19 protein-coding genes are annotated in these 22,080 nt (G+C 71.2%); 4 read left to right on the top strand and 15 right to left on the bottom strand.

Annotation, left to right across the window (positions count from 1 at the left end):
* Positions 1-22: 22 nt before the first annotated feature.
* On the bottom strand, positions 23-559 hold the full coding sequence (locus tag ACTMO_RS0103540) for a M48 family metallopeptidase (RefSeq protein ID WP_019853287.1): 537 nt from the start codon (positions 557-559) through the stop codon (positions 23-25).
* A 272-nt stretch (positions 560-831) separates the two neighbouring features.
* Between ACTMO_RS0103540 and ACTMO_RS23225 the strand changes: the two genes are divergently transcribed.
* Complete coding sequence (locus tag ACTMO_RS23225; protein ID WP_169509039.1) at positions 832-996, top strand: DUF5679 domain-containing protein; 165 nt, start codon at positions 832-834, stop codon at positions 994-996.
* Positions 997-1,249: 253 nt separating this feature from the next.
* Positions 1,250-2,560 carry an ABC1 kinase family protein gene (locus tag ACTMO_RS0103530; RefSeq protein WP_019853285.1) on the top strand — a complete coding sequence of 437 codons (1,311 nt, stop codon included), beginning with the start codon at positions 1,250-1,252 and terminating at the stop codon, positions 2,558-2,560.
* A 46-nt stretch (positions 2,561-2,606) separates the two neighbouring features.
* Here the strand turns inward: ACTMO_RS0103530 and ACTMO_RS0103525 are convergent, their stop codons facing one another.
* From ACTMO_RS0103525 to ACTMO_RS0103480, 10 genes are all read right to left on the bottom strand, one after another.
* Positions 2,607-3,473: a class I SAM-dependent methyltransferase gene (locus ACTMO_RS0103525; RefSeq protein ID WP_019853284.1), complete on the bottom strand. Its 867-nt coding sequence runs from the start codon at positions 3,471-3,473 to the stop codon at positions 2,607-2,609.
* A gap of 127 nt (positions 3,474-3,600) precedes the next feature.
* Positions 3,601-3,759, bottom strand: a complete 159-nt coding sequence (locus tag ACTMO_RS22765) for a hypothetical protein (RefSeq protein WP_019853283.1) — start codon at positions 3,757-3,759, stop codon at positions 3,601-3,603.
* Positions 3,760-3,810: 51 nt separating this feature from the next.
* Positions 3,811-4,182: a WhiB family transcriptional regulator gene (locus ACTMO_RS0103515; RefSeq protein WP_019853282.1), complete on the bottom strand. Its 372-nt coding sequence runs from the start codon at positions 4,180-4,182 to the stop codon at positions 3,811-3,813.
* A 466-nt stretch (positions 4,183-4,648) separates the two neighbouring features.
* Complete coding sequence (locus ACTMO_RS0103510; RefSeq protein ID WP_019853281.1) at positions 4,649-6,721, bottom strand: ATP-dependent DNA helicase UvrD2; 2,073 nt, start codon at positions 6,719-6,721, stop codon at positions 4,649-4,651.
* Between the two features lie 90 nt (positions 6,722-6,811).
* Positions 6,812-7,753: an NAD(+) diphosphatase gene (gene nudC / locus ACTMO_RS0103505; RefSeq protein ID WP_019853280.1), complete on the bottom strand. Its 942-nt coding sequence runs from the start codon at positions 7,751-7,753 to the stop codon at positions 6,812-6,814.
* Complete coding sequence (locus tag ACTMO_RS0103500) at positions 7,750-9,117, bottom strand: M16 family metallopeptidase (protein WP_019853279.1); 1,368 nt, start codon at positions 9,115-9,117, stop codon at positions 7,750-7,752. Before ACTMO_RS0103500 ends, nudC begins: the two co-directional genes overlap by 4 nt.
* A complete protein-coding gene (locus ACTMO_RS0103495; protein WP_026448838.1) occupies positions 9,114-10,436 on the bottom strand; it encodes a M16 family metallopeptidase in 1,323 nt (440 codons plus the stop codon). The genes ACTMO_RS0103500 and ACTMO_RS0103495 overlap by 4 nt, the downstream gene beginning before the upstream one ends.
* A 110-nt stretch (positions 10,437-10,546) precedes the next feature.
* Entirely contained in the window at positions 10,547-10,993 is a 447-nt protein-coding gene (locus ACTMO_RS0103490; protein WP_019853277.1) for a hypothetical protein, read from the bottom strand.
* An 87-nt stretch (positions 10,994-11,080) separates the two neighbouring features.
* Positions 11,081-11,335 (bottom strand): hypothetical protein, encoded by a 255-nt coding sequence (locus ACTMO_RS20175; protein WP_033401676.1) that lies wholly within the window; start codon positions 11,333-11,335, stop codon positions 11,081-11,083.
* Positions 11,336-11,549: 214 nt separating this feature from the next.
* Positions 11,550-12,539 (bottom strand): potassium channel family protein, encoded by a 990-nt coding sequence (locus ACTMO_RS0103480; protein ID WP_342670117.1) that lies wholly within the window; start codon positions 12,537-12,539, stop codon positions 11,550-11,552.
* A 385-nt stretch (positions 12,540-12,924) separates the two neighbouring features.
* Here ACTMO_RS0103480 and ACTMO_RS0103475 point away from each other — a divergent pair, with 385 nt between their 5' ends.
* A complete protein-coding gene (locus ACTMO_RS0103475; protein WP_033401486.1) occupies positions 12,925-13,494 on the top strand; it encodes a hypothetical protein in 570 nt (189 codons plus the stop codon).
* Positions 13,495-13,576: 82 nt separating this feature from the next.
* On the opposite strand, the gene ACTMO_RS0103470 is transcribed toward ACTMO_RS0103475, so the two are convergent.
* The 3 genes from ACTMO_RS0103470 to ACTMO_RS0103460 all read right to left on the bottom strand — a co-directional run bounded on the left by ACTMO_RS0103470 (position 13,577) and on the right by ACTMO_RS0103460 (position 20,831).
* Positions 13,577-14,191, bottom strand: coding sequence for a hypothetical protein (locus tag ACTMO_RS0103470; protein WP_019853273.1), 615 nt, complete (start codon positions 14,189-14,191; stop codon positions 13,577-13,579).
* A gap of 149 nt (positions 14,192-14,340) precedes the next feature.
* On the bottom strand, positions 14,341-17,616 hold the full coding sequence (locus ACTMO_RS0103465; RefSeq protein WP_019853272.1) for an ATP-dependent helicase: 3,276 nt from the start codon (positions 17,614-17,616) through the stop codon (positions 14,341-14,343).
* Positions 17,613-20,831, bottom strand: a complete 3,219-nt coding sequence (locus ACTMO_RS0103460) for an ATP-dependent helicase (protein ID WP_019853271.1) — start codon at positions 20,829-20,831, stop codon at positions 17,613-17,615. Before ACTMO_RS0103460 ends, ACTMO_RS0103465 begins: the two co-directional genes overlap by 4 nt.
* A gap of 91 nt (positions 20,832-20,922) precedes the next feature.
* On the opposite strand from ACTMO_RS0103460, the gene ACTMO_RS0103455 reads away from it, so the two are divergent.
* Complete coding sequence (locus ACTMO_RS0103455) at positions 20,923-21,216, top strand: MGMT family protein (protein WP_019853270.1); 294 nt, start codon at positions 20,923-20,925, stop codon at positions 21,214-21,216.
* 28 nt (positions 21,217-21,244) lie between these two features.
* Here ACTMO_RS0103455 and ACTMO_RS0103450 read toward each other — a convergent pair whose 3' ends face one another.
* A complete protein-coding gene (locus tag ACTMO_RS0103450; protein ID WP_019853269.1) occupies positions 21,245-22,069 on the bottom strand; it encodes a uroporphyrinogen-III synthase in 825 nt (274 codons plus the stop codon).
* Between the last annotated feature and the right edge of the window lie 11 nt (positions 22,070-22,080).

Below are 22,080 nucleotides of genomic sequence, written 5' to 3'. Positions count from 1 at the left end.
CGGGTCCGCCCCGCGGCCGCTGTCACGAGTCGACGTCGTCGAGTTCGAGCTGCCCGGCGGCGACCAGCCCCTCCAGGTAGCCGATGGCCCGCTCCGTGCGCGGGTAGCGGTTCACCCAGGCCCAGAAGTCCGGCCCGTGCCCGGGTACCAGCAGGTGGGTCAGTTCGTGCACCAGCACGTAGTCGAGCACCCAGCCCGGAACCTGCCGGAGCCTGCGGCTGACCCGGATGGTGCCCTCACCGGGGGTGCAGGAGGCCCATCTGGTGCGCATGGGTGCCACCCACCGGATCCCCTGGGGAACGGCCCGTCCGTCCAGGTACTGCTCCGAGAGTTCGCCGCACCGCCTCAGCAGGGCGGCGTCCGACTCCCGGGCGGGGGACTTCTTCCTGGTCTCGTTGCGTCGGAGCCTGCTGAGCATCTCCTCGACCCAGCTTCGCTCCTCGCTGCGGCTCATCCGTGCCGGGAGCAGCACGACCACCCGGTCCCCGTCGCGATAGGCGCTGACCGTTCTGTGCCTGCGCTTGCTGCGGCGCACCTCCACCCGCGGTTCCTCGGACACGCCCCGGGAGCTTAGCGAGTCTTTCGTGTTCACGGTGCGGGGCTGTGATCCCGGACGCAGATCGACTTTCCGGGGTTTTCGTTCCGGGACGGGTGTGCGCCACCTCGCACCAACACCGGCAGTGACCGAGACGGCCCCGTAGTTTCACACGAACTCGCGATACGGCACGCCCATGCGCGCCGTCCCGCCCACGGGTACCTTTTGCCCAGCGTAGTCCGGATCGACACCGACCGGTGTCCCGGGATCCGGAGTCCGGTTCGAAGGAGGCGACCGTGGCCGAGACCTACAACGGATACTGCGTGAAATGCCGTGCCAAACGGGACTTCACCGGTGAGATCTCCGAAACCAACGGCAGGAGAATGGCCAAGGGAACCTGCCCGGTGTGCGGAACGAAAATGACACGCATTCTCGGAAAGGCCCAGGACGGCCAACGCTGACCCCTTTCGGTCGGCCCTCGTCCTCGACACCGGAAAAATCGGGCACGGCCGCCGACGAACGCCCGCGAGGTCGGCGCTGCCGGCCGAGACCTCCGTACGACGCGGCGGACTCCCATCGCACCGACAGAAGAGAATTCGCCCGTGACGATCTTGTACACGGTTGTGCGAATACCTCTAACATGGCGGTGAACCCGTAGGCGTGTGTCCGAGGGTGGTTGCCACTCTCGTCACCTGCCGACCGAAGGGAGTTACCGTGACCGACGTTCCCCGCCGAGCGGCGCAGCGTACCGCCAAACTGGCCAGCCTGCCGCTGGGTGCCGCGGGAAGGATGGCCGCAGGGTGGGGAAGGCGGCTCACCGGTCAGGACGCGGCGACGGTCCAGGCGGACTTCTCCGCCCGCACCGCCGAGCAGTTGTTCGAGGTACTCGGACAGCTCAAGGGCGGGGCGATGAAGTTCGGCCAGGCTTTGAGTGTGTTCGAGGCGGCGGTTCCCGACGAACTGGCCGAACCGTATCGCCAGGCACTGTCCAAACTGCAGGCCACGGCCCCGCCGATGTCGGAGACGAGTGTGCGGCGCACACTGGACGAACAGCTCGGCAGTGACTGGCGTCGGCGCTTCGCCGAGTTCGAGGAGAGCCCGGCCGCGGCGGCGAGCATCGGCCAGGTGCACCGGGCGCTTTGGCACGACGGCCGCCCGGTCGCGGTCAAGATCCAGTATCCGGGAGCCGACGAGGCGCTGCGGGCCGACCTGCGTCAGCTGATGCGTTTCTCCCGGCTGTTCCAGTCCCTGCTGCCCGGGGCTGAAGTCAAACCGCTGCTCAACGAGCTTCAGGACCGCATGGTCGAGGAACTCGACTACCGGCTGGAGGCCGACCACCAGCGGGCCTTCGCCGCGGCCTTCGCCGACGACGAGTCGGTGCACGTGCCCAGGGTGGTGGCGAGTTCCCCCAAGGTCATGGTCAGCGAGTGGGTCGCGGGCGAGCCCTTCGCGGACATCATCGACCACGGCAGCAGGGAGCAGCGCGACCGCGCGGGCAGGCTGCTCAGCGAGTTCCACTTCTCCTCCCCGGCCCGAGTGGGACTGCTGCACGCCGATCCGCACCCGGGCAACTTCCGGCTGCTGCCGGACGGAAGGTTGACCGTGATCGACTTCGGTGCCGTGGCCCGCCTGCCGGAGGGGCTGCCTCGCACGCTGGGGAGGATGGTACGGCTGGCCCTGGAGGACCGGGCCGAGGAGCTCATGGAGCTGCTGCGGGCCGATCGCTTCGTGCACACCGATTCCACCCTGCGGGCCGAGGACGTGCAGGCCTATCTCGGCCCGTTCGTCGACCCGGTCCGCACCGAGACCTTCCACTTCACTCGTTCGTGGTTACAGCACCAGGCTGATCGCGTGGGTGACCTGCGCAGTCCCGAGTTCCGAACCGGACGGTCGCTGAATCTTCCCCCGGACTACCTGCTGATCCACCGGGTGACCCTGGGGGCTACCGGGATCCTCTGCCAACTCGACGCCGAGGTCGCCGCCAGGGAGATCGTCGCCACCTGGCAGCCGGGGTTCCTGGAGTGAACCCTTCCCCGGGGAGACCTCGTGGCGGGTCCGGCGCGAGACGAGGTCAGACCGGCCTGGTTCCCACGCAGACGGTGTCCGCGGAGAGGTAGTAGAGGTCGTCACGGTTGCCGGCGTAGTGCGGCCCCTGTTCGTCCAGCAGTTGTTCGAGCGCGTCGAAGTCGGCGGCCGAACAGCCGGTCCAGGCCACCGTACGCAGCGACTCCAGTCGACGCAGCACCACGTTGAGCACGTGGCCGGTGGCCGGGGCGGGCCAGTCCACCAGGTAGCTCCACGAGGTGACCTCGCGCAGGCCGATCTCCTTCAGCGCCGAGGTCCAGCCCATGGGCAGCCGCGCGGCCTCCGGCATCCCCTCCCGCATCTCGCGGAACTCCGCCTGCCGGGCCGCCAGCAGACGGTCCTCCAGACCGGGCCGCCCGACCCCCACGTCCCAGGGAAGCACGCGGGGCCACAGACCCGTCTCCACGACCACCAGTCGCCCTCCGGGGCGTACCAGTTCGGACAGTCTGCGCAGCCCGGCGAGCTGGTCCGGCAGATGGTGGACCACCAGGGAGGCGTACACCAGGTCCGCCTGGTCGACCACGGCGGACAGGTCGTCCGCGGCCACGTCGGCCCGCACGCTGCGCACCCGTACCCGGTCACCGGCCGCCTCGCTCGCGTGGCGGTGTGCCTCGGCCAGCAGTTCCGGTGCGGAGTCCACCAGGGTGAGTTCTCCGCTGGGGAGAGCGGAGGCGAAGGCGGCCGCCGCTCCTCCCGCTCCGGAACCGATGTCGACCACCGACCGGCAGTGTTCCCCCTGTGAAACCAGAGCCGCCGCGAGCCGCCCGATCTCGGCGGCGGTCAGTTCGTCGTTTTCCCTCAGTTGTCGTAGTCGGGTGTCCCAGTCGATGTCGTCGTAGGAATGGCCGTGCATGGCGGCGAGCCTACCCCGCCAGCCGGTGGGGCCGCTCCCGACGACGTGCTGCCGAACACGGTCCGTTCCCCCGTGCCCACGGACCGACCCGCGCGTTCTTTCCGGCCCCGCTCCGGAGATCCCTCGGTCAGCGCCGGAAGCATTTCCGGGCCACCGCCCTGATCATCGCGGAAAAGGCGCGCCCGGCACGGGAACGGACGGCGGGCGGGCCGTGCGCCGACCGTTCCCGTTCGGCCTCCGCGCGTAATTCGGCGGCCCGTAGTCGGGCCGTCTCCTCGGGAAACATTCGTTCTCGTCCTCCTACACTCGTTCCGCGAAATTCACCCGTTCAGAGGAATCAAGCCACCTTTTCGGCGCTGGTGGCATTCCTCCCCACGGGGGTGTCGGTTCTCGGATACTTACGCGGCCTGCCACGCGGCCGCTTCCGACTGACCACCGTTCCCTGTTCGACGATCTCGCCGCCCCAGACTCCCCAGGGTTCCCCGCGGGAAAGCGCTCCGGCCAGGCACTCGGTCCTGATCGGGCAGTCACCGCACAACCGCTTGGCCCTCTCCAGATCGGACGGTTTCTCGGCGAACCACAGGTCCGGATCCCTTCGACAGGGCAGGTACTCGTCGGTGCTGGGTACGGCACCGAGCAGGGCGGAAACGGTCTCCTTGGGGCTGCCGGTCTCGTCCCCGGTCACCACCGGGGCACCGCCGGTCGGCATGGATTCTCCTCCTGAGTCTTCGGATCCGTTCTCTTCCCCGTTCACATGTGAATCCACTATGGACAGAGTTACTCCTCGTGGGAACGCATCAAAAAAGCCGCGGACCCCACCGGGGTCCGCGGCCGAAAGAACGAGGCTACTCGACAGGCAGCTCAACCACTTCGTTCCGGCACGGACCACCCGTGGAACATCCATTGCTGGGCAGCACGACGGACGTGTCGTTTCGCACCGAGCACGCCCTTGCCACAAATCCACGCGAGGGATGTCACAACGACGTGGTAGCCCGACGACACGCGAGCACCCATCCTCGACATCGCGAGCCACCACCTTTCCCGAGTCCGCGCCGGATGCGAGAAGGTCGCACCGGCCTGTCCCGACGGAGATTATTCCGCGGAACCCACGCCGCGCAACCGATTTTTCACATCACCATGACCAGCGAAAAGATTCCACGCCGAACAACTCACCGCTACGCCGACCCGTTGACCAACGACAGCACGTCGGCACCGAACCTCTCCAGTTTGGTGGCACCGACCCCGGATATGTCCGCCAGCGCCTCGGTGTCGGTCGGACGCCGCTCCGCGATCGCCAACAGGGTCGAGTCCGGGAACACCACGTAGGCGGGAACCCGCAGCTGCCTGGCGCGTTCCCTGCGCCAGCTGCGCAGTCTCGTCAACAGTTCCTCGTCCGCGTCCGAGGGACAGTCCGCGCAACGCCCGGTCCGGGTCTCGGCCTCCGAGGTCAGCTCCGCCGAGCAGAGACGGCACCGGGCCGCCGCGGAACGGCGTCGCGTTCCGGAACCCGCACGGTTCCCGCCCCGTCCGTGGCCCGCCGCCCCGGAGGCCAGACCGGCCAGGAACCTGCTGGGTCTGCGCCTGCGGCCACCCCCCTGGCCCCGGGACAGCGCCCAGGAGACCCGCAGGTGCCTCCTGGCCCGGGTCACCCCGACGTAGAACAGACGCCGCTCCTCGGCCACGGAGGTCTCGTCCCCCTGGGCGTGCTGGATCGGAAGCGCCCCCTCCACCAGACCCACCAGGAACACCGCGTCCCACTCCAGCCCCTTGGCCGCGTGCAACGAGGCCAGCGTGACCCCCTCCATGGTCGGAGGGTGCTGGGCAGCGGCCCGCGTGTCCAGTTCGGCCACGTAACGCGGCAGATCGGCCTCCGGATCGGTCGCGAAGAGCTCGTCTGCCAGCTCGGCGAGCGCGTTCAGCGACTGCCACCGCTCCCGCGCCGTCCCACCGGTGGGGGCGGTCCCGGTCAGCCCCACCTCGGCCAGCACCTCACGTACCCTGCTCGGCAGTTCCTCCTCACGCCGGGCACCGTTCGCCGCCACGCGCAGCGCCGACATCGCCCGCCGCACCTCGGTACGGGCGAAGAAACGCTCCCCACCCCGGATCTGGTAGGGGATCTCTGCCTCGGCCAGCGCCTGCTCGTAGACCTCGGACTGGGCGTTGATCCGGTAGAGCACGGCCATCTCGGACAGCGGCACCCCCTCGCCCGCCAGCCGGGCCACCGCCCGGGCGAGACCCGCCGCCTCGGCCGCCTCGTTGTCGTACTCCTCGAAGCCGGGCGCCGGGCCGTCCGGACGCTGTCCGACCAGGGTGAGCCCGGTCGAGGTGTCGGCCGCCCCACCCGCGGCGATGACCCTGTTCGCGAGACCGACCACCTGAGGAGTGGAGCGGTAGTCCCGTTCCAGACGGACGACCTCGGCCTTCGGGTACCTGCGGGGGAACTCGACCAACCACCGCGGCTCGGCTCCGGCGAAGGAGTAGATGGTCTGGTTGGCGTCGCCGACCACGGTGAGGTCGTCCCGTCCGCCCAACCACACGTCCAGCACGCGCTGCTGCAACGGGGTGACGTCCTGGTACTCGTCGACCACGAAAGTGCGATACCGGGCCCGGAACTCCTCGGCGACCTCCGGGGAGTCCTCCAGCAACGCGGCGGTGTGCAACAGCAGGTCGTCGAAGTCGAGCACCTTCGCCGCGTTCTTGGCCCGCTCGTAGCCCTCGAAGAGCCGCACGAAACTCTCGGGGGGCACGGGACAGTCGCGCCCGCGCCGTGCGGCGGCGTCCGGATAGCGCTCCGGAGTGAGCAGGCTCGCCTTGGCCCACTCGATCTCGGAAGCCAGGTCCCGGACGGCGTCGGAGTCGGTGGACAGGCCGAGTCGACCGGCCGCCTGCGCCACGAGACGGAACTTGTGCTCGACCAGGGACCACAGTTCCTCCCCCAGCACGCGGGGCCAGAAGTACCGCAGCTGCCGGAACGCCGCCGCGTGGAAGGTCTGGGCCTGCACGCCGTCGGCCCCCAGCCCGCGCAGCCTCGTCCGCATCTCCCCGGCCGCACGGGCGGTGAAGGTGACGGCCAGCACCTGCTGCGGGACCACGAGTCCCCGCTGCACGAGATGGGCGATGCGGTGCGTGATCGTCCGGGTCTTGCCGGTACCGGCCCCGGCCAGCACGCACACCGGACCGCGCGGGGCGGTCACCGCCGCGCGCTGCTGCGGATCGAGTCCCTCCAACAGTCGCGCCCGATCGGTCATGTCGCGCATCCTCGCAGAGAGGTCGACTTGACCGGGGCCACACCCCGACCCCGAGGGCGCGTGTCCGGCCGCCGAACCGGGAAGGTGCTCTCAGTCCCGTCGCAGTACCCAGCCACGCAACATGCGGTGCGCGATGGATATCCCCGGGGGTAATCGGATGCCGCGCACCGGCCCGGACTCCTCCAGGGCCCGCCGAACCAGATCGCGGTGCACCCAGTGTGCTTCGGCGATCTCCCCGTCGGCGGGACACAACGGCTCGTCCGGATCGGCCTCGGCGGCGAAACCCACCATCAGCGACCGGGGGAACGGCCACGGCTGGCTGCCCAGGTACCGGATGCCAGAGACCCGCACCCCCACCTCCTCGCGGACCTCCCGACGCACACAGCCCTCCAGGGACTCGCCGACCTCCACGAAGCCAGCCAGCACCGAGAAGCGCTCACTCGGCCACCCCGCCTTCCGGGCGAGCAGCACCCGGTCGGCGCCGTCGTGGACCAGGCAGATCATCGAGGGGTCGGTACGCGGGTACTCCTCGTGCAGGCATCCTCCGCAGCGCCGGGCCCACCCGTTGCGGACCCGTTCGGTGCCCGCGCCGCACACCGCGCAGTACCGCGCCCGGTCGTGCCAGGCCAGCAGCCCCACCGCCGTGGTGAGCAACCCGGCCTCGGCGTCACCGAGCCAGTCCCCGAGCAGACGCAGGTCCCTCCACTCCGAACCGGAGTCACGCGCGGGGGTACGCACCGCCCAGCGCGCGAGCCCCTCGTGAACGCCCAGCAGCACCGCGTCCGGACGGTTCCCGAGTTCGGCGGAGTCCCACCACCGCAACGCGCCGGAGGGACCCGCGGGCGTACGGCCCCGTTCGTCCACCAGCAGCACTCTGCCGTGACGCCACAGTTCCGCGGCGGCCGCGGGATCGTCCCGCGGCGCGTCCGCGAGTTCGACCGGGGAACGGGACAACAGCGGTGAACTGTCCAGTTGGAAGTCTCCCCCGCCACCCGCGGGTCCGCTCACGGACCGGTCCGTACGGCTCGTCACGGCAGCGTCACACCACCGAGTCCGCGGAGCTGCCCGCCGAGCTGGTCGGCGTCGCCGACGACGACCCCGGTGAACGCGGTCGGGACGTACCACCGCGCCGCCTCGGCCACCTCGTCCACCGTGACCGCCCGCAGTCGGTCCGGGTGGGAAGCCAGCCACTCCTGTCCCAGGCCGAGCGCGGCCAGGTTCATCAGGGTGGAGGCCAGCCCCGCCTGCGAGGAGGTGGAGGTGAGCAGACCACCGATGGCGTACTGACGCGCCGACTCGACCTCGGCGGTCGTCGGCGGGTTCAGGGCCAACCGGCCGAACTCGTAACGGATCTCCAGCAGCGCCGCGGCCGTGACCTCGCTGGCCGTGTCCGCGTCGACCAGGATCGTTCCGTTCCCGGGAGTGAACTCGAACGTCGAGTGGGCTCCGTAGGTGTAGCCCTTGTCCTCGCGGATGTTCTCGACCAACCGGGAGGAGAAGTACCCGCCGAACACCAGGTTGGCGATCTGCAGGGCCGGGTAGCGCTCGTCGGTGCGGGGGACCGCCTGGGCGGAGAAACGCAACTGGGACTGCACCGCGCCCTCCCGGTGCACCAGTCGCACGTCTCCTCCCTCGACCGGAGGCAGCTCCGGCAGCTCGCGGGCGCTGCCCGTCGACTGCCAGCCGGAGAAGGCCCTGCTCACCGCGTCCACGGCCTCGTGCGGATCCACGTCGCCGACCAGCACCAGCGTGGAGCCGCGCGGCAGCACCGCCCGCCTGTGCAGCTCACGCACCTGCTCGGTGGTCACCTCGGCCACGTCGGCGGCCTGGGGGACCTCCCGGGCGAACGGGTGGCCCCCGTAGCGGTGCCGCTGCAACTCCTCCCGGGCGATGACACGGGGCTGCGACCGGGCCACGGTGATCCGCTCGACGAGTCGCTCCCGTTCCCCGTTCACCTCGTGCTCGGGGTAGGTGGCCCCGGTGAGCGCGTCGTTGAGCACGTCCAGCAGGGTGTCCATGCCGCTGGCGAGCGCGTCACCGGTGACGCTGAGCCGCTCCGGGTCCACGCTGGCCTGCAAGGTGCCGCCGACGGCGGCCAGGTCGGTGTCCATCCGGACCCGGTCGCGCCGTTCGGTTCCGGTGAGCAGCGTCTCGGCGAGCACCTCGGCGCGGGCGGGATGACTCGGGTCGTCCCCGGCGAAGGGGATGCGCAGTCGCAGTTCCACCATGGGCACCGAGCCGTGCCGGGCCGCGAGCACCCGCAGACCGTTGTCCAGGACGGTGTCCACCACCTCCGGCTGGCGTCCGGGGCGCGGCTCGCCCAGCTCCGGCAGCGGCCTCGGTCCCCGCTCGGTACGTCCGATCTCTTCGGCACTGCGGTGGGTCGCGCCGGTCATGCCGCACCTCCCTCGGAGTCGTTGGTCGGTTCGATTTCGAGGACGGCCCGCGTCTCCGGACGTAGCGCCTTCGCGGCGGCGGCCACGTCCTCGGCGGTGACCGCGCCGACCCGTTCGGGCAGTTCCCCGACCAGCTCGGCCCTGCCGTGCAGCAACTCGGTGCTTCCCAGGTCCAGCGTGCGCGAGATGAGTCGGTCGTGGTCCCGGTAGAGCTCGGCCGACCACCGCGCGGCCACCCGGGAGAGCTCCTCGGAGGTCGGCCCCTCGGTGGCCAGGCGGTCCAGTTCGGAGTCGACGGCCTCCATCACGCGCTCGGTGGAGACTCCGGGGCTGTGCGCCGCCGTGATGGTGAACGTGTCCGGGTTCCGCGCGTCCAGCGGAGCCCCCATGAGCCCGGCACCGGCGTGGATGTCGACGACCAGCGAGTCCCGGTAGACCAGCCGCTGTTGCAGCCGCGAGGCGTCCCCGTCGGTGAGGATCTCGCCCAGCACCACGTTGGCCAGATAGCTGTCGAGCTCCTCGACGGGATCGGGCAGACGGTACCCCAGCGCCACGGCGGGCAGCGGGGCGTGCGGATCCCGGTGACGGCCCCACTGCTGGGTCTCCGGGTAGGGCTCGTCGAAGGACGGGCGTTCCGGGACCGGCCGGGCGGGCACGTCACCGAAGTGCTTGTGCACCAGTTCGGCGGCGTGGTCGACGTCAATGTCACCCGCGACGGTGAGTACCGCGTTGCCCGGTGCGTAGTAGGTGTCGAAGAAGGCGGCGCAGTCCTCCACCGTCGCCTGTTCGAGATCGGTGAAGTCCCCGTAACCGTTGTGCGCGTTGGCGAAGGTCGAGTACAGCACCGGAGGCAACAGGATCCACGGGAAACCGCCGTAGGGGCGGTTGAGCACGTTGAGCCGGATCTCCTCCTTGACCACGTCCACCTGGTTGCGCAGGTTCTCCTCGGTGATCCTGGGGGCGCGCATCCGGTCGGCCTCCAGGAACAGTCCGCGTTCCAGGGCGTTGGACGGCAGCACCTGGAAGTAGTCCGTGTAGTCCTGGTGCGTCGAACCGTTGAAGATACCGCCGGAGCCCTGTACGTGGCGGAAATGGGCCAGCTTCTCCAGGCTCTCGCTGCCCTGGAACATCAGATGCTCGAACAGGTGCGCGAAACCTGTCCGTCCCTGCGGCTCGGAACGGAATCCCACGTCGTAGTGCACGCTGATACCGACCACCGGGGGCCCGCCGGGCGCGTCCGCTCCGGGTTCGGCATCCGGCGCCAGCACCACGCGCAGCCCGTTGGGCAGGGTGAGGCGATGCGGTTGCGGTTCGACCATGTCCTTCAGCCTACGTGCGTCCTCCGTCCTCGCGGTGAGCACCCTCGCGACCACCCGGTGTGTCCACGCTCCGACGGTTCGTCGCCGCCGGCACACCGCCTCGACGCTGCTCAACCCGGCAGACGCCCGCTCTTGTCCACCAGCATCAGCGCATAGCCCCCGCCCGCGACGGCGGCGAGTACCCCGAGCACCCACTCCAGGCGCCGCTCGAAGTCGGAGTCGGCCCGCTCGGCCGCGCTGCTTCCGGCCGGGTGCGCGAGGAACTCACCGCCCGGCCGGTCCGGAACACGCACCCGCAGCCGCTGCCCCTCGGGATGTCCGCACCCGTCGAACGGCACCCGGGTCGCCACGCCGTCGAGCCGCAGCCGCACCAGGTCGTGGGCGTTGTCGCCCCCGCAGTCGGCGCTGCGCACCACCGTGGCCGGCACAGTCCGGCCCCCGGAGAAACCGCCGAACTCGCCCAGCGGCCACCGGACGAACACGAGCGCCGTGGCCCCGAGCACCCCGAGAGCGAGCAGTGCCAGCAGCACCGACGTCGAACCACCCGTTCGCCCCACGGGGTGATACTCCCAGATCCCCGGCGGGTCGCCGCCGCGAAGTCCCGGGGGCGTGCACGGCGGAGGAGGACCCTCGGCGGGCCCGGATCAGCCCGCGGCCTCCGGCGGGGTCACCGGCAGGCTCAGGTAGGCGGTGAAGCACCGCTCGCAGAACGGGCGGGTGTGCCACATCTGGTACTGCCCGGGTTCCTTCCTGGCGGGAGCGTGCACCGGCTGGTGCCCTCCCAACACCTCCACCGGACCTCCCTCCTCGGGCGGCTCGCACAGCGTCGCGTGCTGCCGGACGTCGTCCTCCGGAGTCACCCAGAAAACACGGGTCCGTTCCACCGAGTGCGTGGTCACCGTTGTCACCTCGTCCGATCTCGCGATCCGCCCGGCGGTACCGTTCCGCCGGGGTCCGTGTGCCCTTTCCTCCCCCATCGGCACGGCACCGCGTGGACCCCGAGATCACGACGGTGTTGACTCGGTCCTCCGGACGGATGCCGGAAGCCGTCGAACACCGGCCACGGCGGAACCGGGACCACCCCGGCGGGGCGTCAGGAACGGTGGTACCCGTTCAGGAAGGCTCGCTCACCTTCTTCACGTACAACAGCCGGTCCCCCTCCTCGATCGCGTCCGCCTCGGGAGCGTCCACCCGGTAGAGCTGCCCGTCCCGCACCAGTCCCAACACGATGTCGGAGAGGTGCCGCGGCGAACCCCCGACCTCGGTGCGGTCCACCTCGCGCTCGGCGATGGCCAGTCCGAGATCCGGGCTGAGCAGGTCCTCGAACATCTCCACCACCGAGGGGGTCGAGGTCGCCATCCCGAGCAGCCGCCCGGAGGTCTCACTGGAGATGACCACCGAGTCGGCTCCGGACTGACGGAGCAGGTGCACGTTCTCGGCCTCCCGCACGGCGGCGACGATCTGGGCCTTGGGGGCGAGTTCCCGCGCGGTGAGCGTGACCAGCACGGCGGTGTCGTCGCGGGGTGGGGCGACCACCACGGCCCGGGCGCGCGGGATTCCCGCCACCCGGAGCACGTCCGAACGGGTACCGGAACCGTTGACGGTGACGAGCCCGAGCGAGGAGGCGGCCTCCAGCGCGGTGGGATCGGTGTCCACCACGACGATGTTGCCGGCTTCCAGCCCGTCCCCGAGCAGTGCCGTCACCGCCGACCTGCCCTTGGTTCCGTAGCCGATGACGACCACGTGGTCGCGCACCCTGGACCTCCAGCGTTGGATCTTCCATGCCTGACGGGACCGCTCGGTGAGCACCTCCAGCGTGGTGCCCACCAGCACGATCAGAAACAGTACCCGCAACGGAGTGATCACCAGCACGTTCACCAGCCGCGCGGAGGGGGACACCGGCGCGATGTCGCCGTATCCGGTGGTCGACAGCGACACGGTGGCGTAGTAGAGGGCGTCCAGCACGCTCAAGGGGGTTCCGTCGGTGTCGCTGTAGCCGTCCCGGTCCAGGTACACCAGCAGCACGGTGACCGCGAGCGCGAGGCAGGCACCGATGATCCGGCGGATGATCGACCGCACTGGTCCCACGGCCGTCGTGGGCATCCGGACCACCCCGACCAGCGCGTGATCCGGCCGGTCCGTGAGCCTGTCGGTCAGGGTTGACTCCGTGCGGCCTCCGGACAGGGAACGTCCGAAGCGGGTGGTTCGGCGAACGTGCTTGTCCACAGGCGAGCACCGTAACGTTCCCGGCACGGCCCGGACTCCGTACCCGCCCGTCGGTGGACCACGTTCACACCACGGCTCCCGCGCTCCCACACGGTCCGTCGTCGCGACACGCTCGGACACGAACCGCCGAGCCAGGTGCCCGTCGGCTACCCTGGACCGGCGAGCCCGTCCGGCATATGCCGGGACACCACTCGGTAACACTTTGACTGTCGAACGCGTGCGGAGTTGTTTGATCGTGAGCTGTTCTGCTTACCATTCCTCGGTGCAGCAGCTTGAGCACGCGGCTCGCGCCCTCGACTGGAACGGGCATCTCGTGTCCGACCTGGAGGTCCTCGGCTCCAGGTTCACCGCCGTGGCCCGACTGCTCTTCGACGTGCACCAGTGGCGCACCGCACACGGATGGCCGCCCGAGTCCGATCCGGCACGGATCCGTTCCTGGGCCGAGGAGGACACCCACGACCGGGTGCCCGTGCCCGCCGTGGAACTGGTCGGGCTGCTGGTACGCGTCTCGAAGGCACGGAAGGCCCCGCGGGCGTGCGGAACTCTGATCACGGTGGCCCCGTGCGCGGCGGTGCTTCCCGGCAACCACCCCTATCGCCCCTGGGCACTGACCGAGCTGGACTACTACGGCATCGGAGCGGTCACCGCACACCGGGGAGGGCCTGCCGAACTGGTTCTCGCCCCGGAGGACCGCAGAACCGAGTTCGGCACGTCCCTGTTCGAGAGGTGGCTGTGGGAGCTGCTCTACGAACGGCTGCTGCGGCACCACCCGGAGAACACCGGCAACGCGGGCGTGATCGTGGACGGCAACGCGGCCGCCCGTTCCGACTGAGCGCGGTGGCCGCCCCGCGCCGCACGGGTGCTCTGGGCGACGGAGCGGCCTTCCCCGCGAGCCGGACGCTCCGGGGTGCCGGTCAGACCGTCTCGTACTCGTGCCAGTTCAGGCTCTCCGGGTTCCACCTCAGCAGATAGCCGGACCGCACCGACCGCAGGGCGCGCATGGTGTGCGGCCAGCGCCGGATGACGTTGGCCATGGCCACCGAGGTCATCTCCTCGCTCGAACGGTTCTGCTCACCGACGCCGAGCAACGCGATCCTTCCGGAGGTGTACAGGATGTCGGAGAGCACGACCTGCCCGGACAGGGCGGTCTCCTCCACACTCACCAGCGCTTCCGGGTCCAGATCGGCGGGCCAGCTGCGGCGGTCCAGATCCACCGGAGCGGGCTGTTCGCACTCACCGCAGGTGCACTCGAACTCACTGGTCCAGCCGTGGTCGTGCCAGGACCAGATCGCCGACCTGCCCGGCTCCAGGTCCCCCAGGGCGGCCACGTGGGGCCAGGCGTTCACCACGGCACCGAGCACCGTCCGCACCGTGGAGTCCGAGCTCCCACCGGGCCCCTCGAAGAACCACGAGCCCTGTTCGTCCCGCCGTACCTGAACGAGCGGCGACCGCAACGCGAGCACATCCTCGTCCACGGACACCTCGGTTCGTGACGAGGCGTCGAGTTTGGTTTCCGTAATCTGCGACATCGCGGGCATGTTCCTGTGTGGACACACCCGAATACAAGCTACACCACACGAACGTGTGGTTTTCGGCGTCGCCTTCCCGCCCAGGACGGGACGACACCCGGCCTTGCTCGGGAACTCCCCACCCCGTTCCGGTGAACGCGACCACGGGCTTACTCCTCCGAGGGGACCGAGAGAATCAGCTTGCGCAGCCCCTCGGCGTCCAACGGGTCCGTGGGGTGCAGCGTCCGGTTGTGCCGCACGTAGTGCACCGCGGCCCGCACCCGCTCCAAGGGCGTCCCGGAGATCTCGGACCAGGCCAGCCGGTAGGCGGCCAGCTGCACCGTCGTGGCGGACATGCGCCGTTCGTCCGGAACCGCCCCCGTCTTCCAGTCGACCACCGTCCACCCCCCGTCCGCGTCGGAGAAGACGGCGTCCATCCTGCCGCGCACCACGACCCCCGCGATCCGGGTCTCGAAGGGAACCTCGGTGCGGTACGGCGTCCGATCGGCCCACTCCCCGGCGAGGAAGGCCTCGCGCAGCTGTTCGAACCGCTCGTCCCGCGTCGCGGTCTCGTCGGAGGCCCCGGGCAGCTCGTCCAACTCGAACAACGCCTCCGAGGTGAACCGCCGCTCCAGCCACGCGTGGAAGGCGGTGCCCCGACGCGCGACCGGATTGGGTGGGCTCGGCATGGGGCGGCGCAGTTCACGCGCGAAACGCTCGGGGTCCTCGGCCAGGTCGACGAGCTGGCTCACCGAGAGCTGGTCGGGCAGCCGCACCCGTTCCTCGTCCCGGGCTCCGTCGCGTTCGGCCAGCAGCACGTCCACATCCCGGCTCCAGCGGCGCACCTCCTCGTCGAGCTCCTCGTCGGGCTCGGCCTCCGCGGGGTCGACGACCTCCCCGCTTTCCTCCAGGGCCGCCCGCACCAGCTCGGCCCCCTCGGACACGGCCCGCCTGCGCTCCCCCAGCGGGTCGGCGGGCCAGCGCACGCTGTGCTGCCGTCGGCCCAGCGGATTCTCCGCCCCCTCGTCCGGCTCCGGGGCCCAGTGTTCGAGCGCCCCGACGGAGTCGTGCTGCCGCAGCACCTCGGCGGCCTCCTCCAGAAAGGCGGAGGGCGCCTTGGGGCTGTTCCCGCTCTCCCCCCAACGGTGGCCGGAAAGCAGCAGGGTGTGTTCGGCACGGGTGAGCGCCACGTAGCAGAGCCGACGCTCCTCGGCCAAACGCCGCCGCTCGAACTCGTCGTCGTGCTCGTCCAGCTCCCGCTGCACCTGCTTACGACCGGCTCCCTCCAGCCGGTCGAGATCCAGACGCGGCAGGTCGGGACCGTCCCCGCGCAGGTCCGGGGGCAGCTCCGGGGCGGAGCGCAGCCAGCAGGAGGACTTCCTCCTACCCGGGAACACCCCCGTCACCAGGTGGGGGACCGCCACCAGTCGCCACTCCAGCCCCTTGGCCGCGTGCACCGTGAGCACCTGCACCCTGTCCTCGGAGACCTCCACCTCCCCGGGTTCGAGACCGTCCTCGGCGTGTTCGGCGGTGGACAGGTAGTCCAGCAGCGCGGACAGCGTGGCCGTCGGGCTGGTCGTGGCGAACTCCGTGACCACCTCGGACAGCGCGTCCAGATGGGTCCTGCCCACCCCGTCGGGCCGGGCCATGCTCTCGATGTCCAGCAGCAGGGTGCGCTCCACGTCGGCCACCAACTCGGGCAGCGGCTGGTCCAGCCGCCTCCGCAGCGCGGCCAGTTCCCCGCCGAGCCTGCGGATCCGGCGGTATCCCTCCTCGGAGTAGTGTTGCCGGTCACCGGGATCGTCGATCGCGTCGACCAGCCCGGCCCGCTCGGACTGCTCCCCGGGCAGCGAGGCGGACAACGCGTCCTCCACTTCCTCCGGGGTCTGGTCACCACCGGTGGTTCCGAGTTCGGACGCCCGGGCGGACAGGGCGGCCAGGTCGGCGGCTCCGAGACGCCACCGGGAGCCGGTGAGCAGCCGCATCGCCGCGCTGCCGGCCAGGGGGTCGACCAGCACGCGCAGCGCGCTGACCAGGTCTCGGACCTCCGGTTCGTCCAGCAGCCCGCCGAGCCCGACCACCTCCACGGGCAGTCCCTGCTCACGCAGCGCCTCCGCCACGGGCGTCATGTCCGCACGCCGCCGCACCAACACGGCCGCCGTCGGCGGCCTCCCCTCGGCTTCCACGACGGCGTGCCAGCGGTGGGCCATCCGCTCGGCCACCCAGGTCCGCTCGGCACGCACGTCCTCCAGCAGGGCGAGGCGCACGTCGGCCTCGGGAGCGTCCGGTCGGGCACGCAGCCGCTCGACCTCCACCCCACCGTCCCGCAACGGCTCCGCGACGGTGTTGGCCAGGGCGAGCACTCCCCGCGGGTTGCGGAAACTGGTGAGCAGACCGTAGCGCCGCGCGGCGACGGCCCGCCCACCCTCGGCGCGGGGGAAGTCCGTGGCGAAGCGGGGCAGGTTCGCGGCGCTGGCACCCCGCCAGCCGTAGATCGCCTGCGCCGGGTCCCCCACGGCGGTCACCGGCAGTGGGGCCCGCTCGGCGGAGCCGAACAGCGCCCGTAGCAGCACACGCTGGGCATGGCCCGTGTCCTGGTACTCGTCCAACAACACCGCCCCGAAGCGGGACCGCTCCCCGTCGACCACCTCGGGGTGATCCCGCGCCAGCCGGGCGGCCAGCGACATCTGGTCGGCGAAGTCCATGGCCGCGTTCTCGCGTTTCCGCGCGGTGTAGGCCTCGACCAGGGGCAGCAGTGCGGCGCGCAGCCGCTGGGCGGCCACCATCCTCTGCAAGTGCTGGGACGGTTTGGCGGGTTGGCGCTTCTCCGGAGGGGCGTTCTCCACCAACGCCGCCACCCGTTCGGCGTGCTCGCGCACCCATCTCGGCTCGACCAGGTGCTCGGCCAGTTCCCCCGCCAGCGAGAGCACGTGCTCGGTCACCGTCGCGGGGACCTTGTCGGTGTCCAGATCGGCAGTCCACCCCGACACGACACGGTGGGCCAGCTGCCACGAAGCCGTCTCCGGAAGCAGCCGCGCTCCCGGCTCCACCGGCACGCGCAGGCCGTGTTCGGCCACCAGCCGACCCGCGTAGGCGTGGTAGGTCAGCACGGTGGGTTCCTCGGCGAGCACCCGCGCGCGCAGCGCCCCCGAGGGATCCACCTCCTCCAGCAGCCCCGAACCGGCCAGCCTCCGCAACCGGGCACGCACCCGGTCGGACAGCTGACGGGCCGCCTTACGGGTGAACGTCAGCCCGAGCACCCGCTCGGGGGTGACCAGCCCGTTGGCCACCAGCCAGACCACCCGTGCCGCCATCGTCTCCGTCTTCCCCGCACCGGCCCCGGCGATCACCAGAGTCGGTTCCGCCGGGGCTCCGACGACCTCGGCCTGCTCCCGTGTGGGCTCGGGCAGCCCGAGCGCCTGGGCGAGGCGTTGTGGTGTGATCACTGTCCGACCTGCCTTCCGGAGGAGTGCGCGGGGCAGCTGGTGCGGGCCGGGCAGCGCGGGCAGTCGGCGTTCTCCACCGCGAGGAACCCGGGGCCGGTGCTGGCGGCCGCGGCCTCGTGGACCACGTCGAGCCACACCCGGACCGACTCCTCGTCGAGAGCCTCCTGCACCCGCTCGGTCGCCGCCCCGCTGCGGGCCTCGGGTTTGGCCACGTAGACCAGCCGGGCACCGCCCGGACGGACCTCGTCCCCCTCGCCGAACGCTCCCAACGCCGCGGCGAGTTGGTACACCGCCAACTGGGGATGGTGCCGGGCCTGGTCCCTGCTCACCGGTTCCTTGGAGGTTTTCACGTCCACCACCACGGGTCTGCCGTCCCCGTCGGACTCCAGACGGTCCACCCTGCCGCGCAGCCGCAGCCACGGCCCTCCCTCACGGGCGGGCACCCGCAGGTCCAGCTCCCGCTCCACGGCGACCTGTTCGAGTTCGGAACGGGAGGAGTGCAGCCACCGAAGGAAGGACTCCAGCATCCCGCGCACCCGCTCCCGCTCCCGACGCGAGTACCACGGTGCCCCCGCGTCCACGGACTCCCAAGCCCGCTCCAGGGCCTCCTCCAGGCGGGTTCGGTCGGCCCCCTCGGCGGCGGCCTGCACGAGCGCGTGTACGACGGTCCCGGCCACCGAAGCCAGTTCGGCCGCGTCCCGACCTCCGTGGCGCTCGATCATCCACCGCAGTGGACAGGTCGACAGCACCTCCACCGTGGAGGGGCTGACCCGCACCTCGCCGCCCTCGGAGACCAACGGGTCCGAGGTGGAGGGCTCGGCGAGTCCGTACCAGCTGTCCGGATGGGCGCCGGGAACCCCGGCCGCGGCCATCCTGGCCAGCTGTTCGGCGGCACGGCGACGTCGCCGCGGCGAGGTGTCCGCCTCGGTGACCACCCGCCTGAGCTCGCCCACCAGTTCGGGCAGGCTGAGTCCCCGTTCGGGGCGGGACAGCGGACGCGGCTGCTCCGGGAACTCGTCGGTGCCGTCCAGTTCGTCCAGGAACCTGGAGGGCTGCTCCTCCTCCCCGCGCACCGCCGTCACCAGCAGCGTGCTCCGCGCCCTGCTCGCGGCCACCATCATCAGTCGTCGTTCCTCGGCCAACAGTGGAGCCGAGGCCGAGAGCACGTCGGGATCCTCCATCCCGGACAGCACGTCCACCAGCCGCTCGACGCCGAGCAGCGACCCCCGCAACCGGAGATCGGGCCAGATCCCCTCCTGAACGTCGGGAACGGCCACGACCTCCCACTCACGTCCCACCGCGGCGTGCGCGGTCAGCACGGAAACGGCCTCCCCGTCGGGGGCGCGCGGAGCCAGCGTGTCCCCCGAGATGTGCTGCTGCTCCAGATACCGGGCGAAGGAGGCGGGGTCCGTTCCCGGCAGCAGGTCCACGTACCGCGCGGCCTCGTCGAACAACGCCACCACGGCGTCCAGGTCCCGGTCGGCCCGCGCGCCGCCGACCCCGCCCCGGCGGGAACGCTCCGCGAGTTCCGACTCCAGGCCACTGGACTTCCAGACCCGCCACAGCACCTCCTCCACGCTGTCGCCCCGCTCGTGGGAACGCGCCGCCGTGTCCAGCAACCCGGCGATCCGGAGGGCGGCAGCGCTCGTCTCCTCCCCGAGCGCGGCGAGCCTGTCGACGTCCCACAACGCCTCGACCAGGGCCTCTCCGCTCGGACGGTCCCGCCCCGCGGCCAGCTCCAGCCTCCGGAGACCGCGACGCAGGCGGCGCAGCGCGAGCGAATCGGCACCGCCCAGCTGGGAACCGAGCAGGTACTCGGCGGTCTCCGAGTCCAACTCGTCCTGACGGGTCGCACAGCGCAACAGGGTCAACAGTGGACGCACCACCGAACGCCGGGCCAGCGGCACCTCCTCGTCCGTCAGCACCAGCGGCACCCCGGCGGCGAGCAACGCCCTGCGCAGCACGGGCAGGGACAACCCCGTCGACTTGACGATCACGGCCATGTCCGACCAGGGCACCCCGTGTAGTAGATGCGCCCGGCGCAGCCGGTCCGCGATCCAACTCGCCTGCTGGGCCTGCGAGGCCAGCAGGCGCACCCGCACGCTCCCACGCCCACCGTCGGCACCGTCCGGTTCACCCGCCCCGGGCTCGGTACTTTCCGGAGGTCCTTCCCGGACCCGACGCTGTTCACCGGCCCCGGGAAGTCGTTCGGACAGCCGGCGCACCGCACGCCACACCCGCCCGGACATGCGACGGCCGGTGTCGAGCACCACCGTTCGCGCTCCGGAGTCCGCTTCGGTCAGACACCGCGGATCGGCCCCGCGGAACGAGAAGACGGCCTGGTCGGGATCCCCGCACAGCAGGAACTCCTCGGCGGTCCCACCCACCCGACAACAGAGCCGGTACTGCTGGGGGTCCAGGTTCTGGGCGTCGTCGACCAGCAGATGACGCACCCGGCGGCGTTCGGCACGCAGCAGCTCGGGATCGGAGTCCAGCGCCCGCAGCGCGGTGGAGACCAGTCCGGCCGCGTCCAACAGCGGCGCCGCCCCACCGAAGGAACTGCTCAACCGGGTGACCCGCTCGTACTGCACCCCGAAGGTGCCGGCGGCCACCCACTCCGGACGGTCGTGCCGCCGCCCGAGTTCCCTCAGCTCCTCCGGGCCGATCCCCCGTTCGGCCGCACGCATCAGCAGGTCCCGCAGCTCGCTCACGAAACCGTCGGTGTGCAGTGCGGAGCGCAGCGACTCCGGCCAGTACTCGGCACCGTCTTCCAGGTCCCCGTCGAGCAGACTTCGGACGAACGCGTCCTGCTCGGGGCCGTTCAGCAGCCTCGGGGGCGCTTCGCCCTGCCGGACGGCCCGCAGCCGCAGCACCCCGAAGGCGTAGGAGTGCACGGTACGCACCAGCGGGGCACGTCCCGTGCTCATCGTGGCCTCCCCCGCCGACAGCCTGCTGTTGATGACATCGCGCATCAACGCCGCCGTCGTCCGGTTGGCCGTCAGCACCAACGTGTCGTCGGCCGTGGCCCTGCCGTCGATCAGCCGCGCGGCCACCGCCTCGGCCAGCAGGGTGGTCTTTCCCGTCCCGGGGCCTCCGAGCACCCGCAGGAAGCCGGTGTTCCCGTCGATGACGCGACGCTCCGCTTCGGACCAGTGCAGTCGTGGCGGGGTCCGTTCACCGGGACGTACGAGGAACGGGGCGGAGAAGGTCGACACTCCTCCGATGGAATCATGCCCTCCGGTGCCTCCCGAACACCTGGTGACAGGCGTGTCGCCCGCGCCACGCCCGGTGTGCGAGACTTCGCCGGTGGACGAACGGACCTGGGAACGAGTGCGGGACGTGGTGGCCTCGATCCCGCAGGGAAAGGTGCTCGGCTACGGCGACGTGGCCCGGCACGCCGGGATTCGTTCGGCCCGGCTGGTCGGACGGATCCTCGCCGAGGACGGAGCGGACCTCCCCTGGCACAGAGTGTTGCGTTCGGACGGCACGGTGGCCGAGCAGCTGCGTCACCACCAGCTGGAACGACTCCGGGCCGAGGGCGTGCTCGCCGACGGCGGTCGGGTGGACATGGCCCGCCACCGTTGGTCACCCACCCCCTGAACGACGCCCCGGAGGCCTCCGAGCACGCTCAGGACGCGGACGGCAGCCGCTCCGCCAGCGTCCGCACCAACGAGGTGTTGCGCGCACGCTCCGGCAGCACACAGGACAGTCCCGCCTCGCGCAGCGGCGCGGCCGTGACCGGTCCCACGCAGCCGAGCAGCACACCGTCGTGCAAGGCGGCACGCAAGCGGTCGAGACGGCCGGTGCGCTCGGCCCGCCCCAGCAGGTTCCGCGCGGCGGGGGCGCTGGTGAACGTCAGGGCGTGCACCCGCCCCGCGATCACCTCGTCGACGAGCTCGTCCAGCTTCTCCGGCTCCAGCGGGTCGGTCCAGCGGTAGACCGTCACGGCGAGCACCTCGGCACCCACCTCGGCGAGACGTTGCCGGAACCACGGCATCGGTTCGCCGTGCACCTGCACGACCACGCGCCTGCCCCGCAGATCCCGGGCGAGCAGGTAGTCCAGCACCTCCCGCGTCTCCTCCGAGGGAGCGCTCCAGGTCTCCCGGAGTCCGGCGCCGCGGACGGCACCCCGGGCCTTGGCCCCTCGGGCCAGCAGAGCGGCCCGCGACAGCCGCGCGCGCAGCGCCGCACCGTCACCGGAGGCGTCGGCGGCCTCCATCCACCCGCGAAACCCCATGCCGGTGGTCACGACCACGTAGTCCACCTCGGCCGCGAGCACCCGTGCGGTGGACTCGGCCAGTTCCCCGTCCGCCGGCAACGGGATCGTGTGCATCGCGGGCGCGCGCAGCACGCCGGCTCCCCGTCGTTCCAGCAGCGAAGCCAGCTCCTCGGCCTTGCGCTCGGCCGTCACCCCGACCGTGTAGCCCCGTAACGGTTCGTCCGTGTCACCCACAGTTCACCTTC

The sequence above is a fragment of the Actinopolyspora mortivallis DSM 44261 genome, assembly GCF_000384035.1.
In the GTDB taxonomy this organism is placed as follows: Bacteria; Actinomycetota; Actinomycetes; order Mycobacteriales; family Pseudonocardiaceae; genus Actinopolyspora; species Actinopolyspora mortivallis.
The sequence above is the reverse complement of the archived record's forward strand: the minus strand, read 5'-3'. Positions and strand labels throughout refer to the sequence as shown.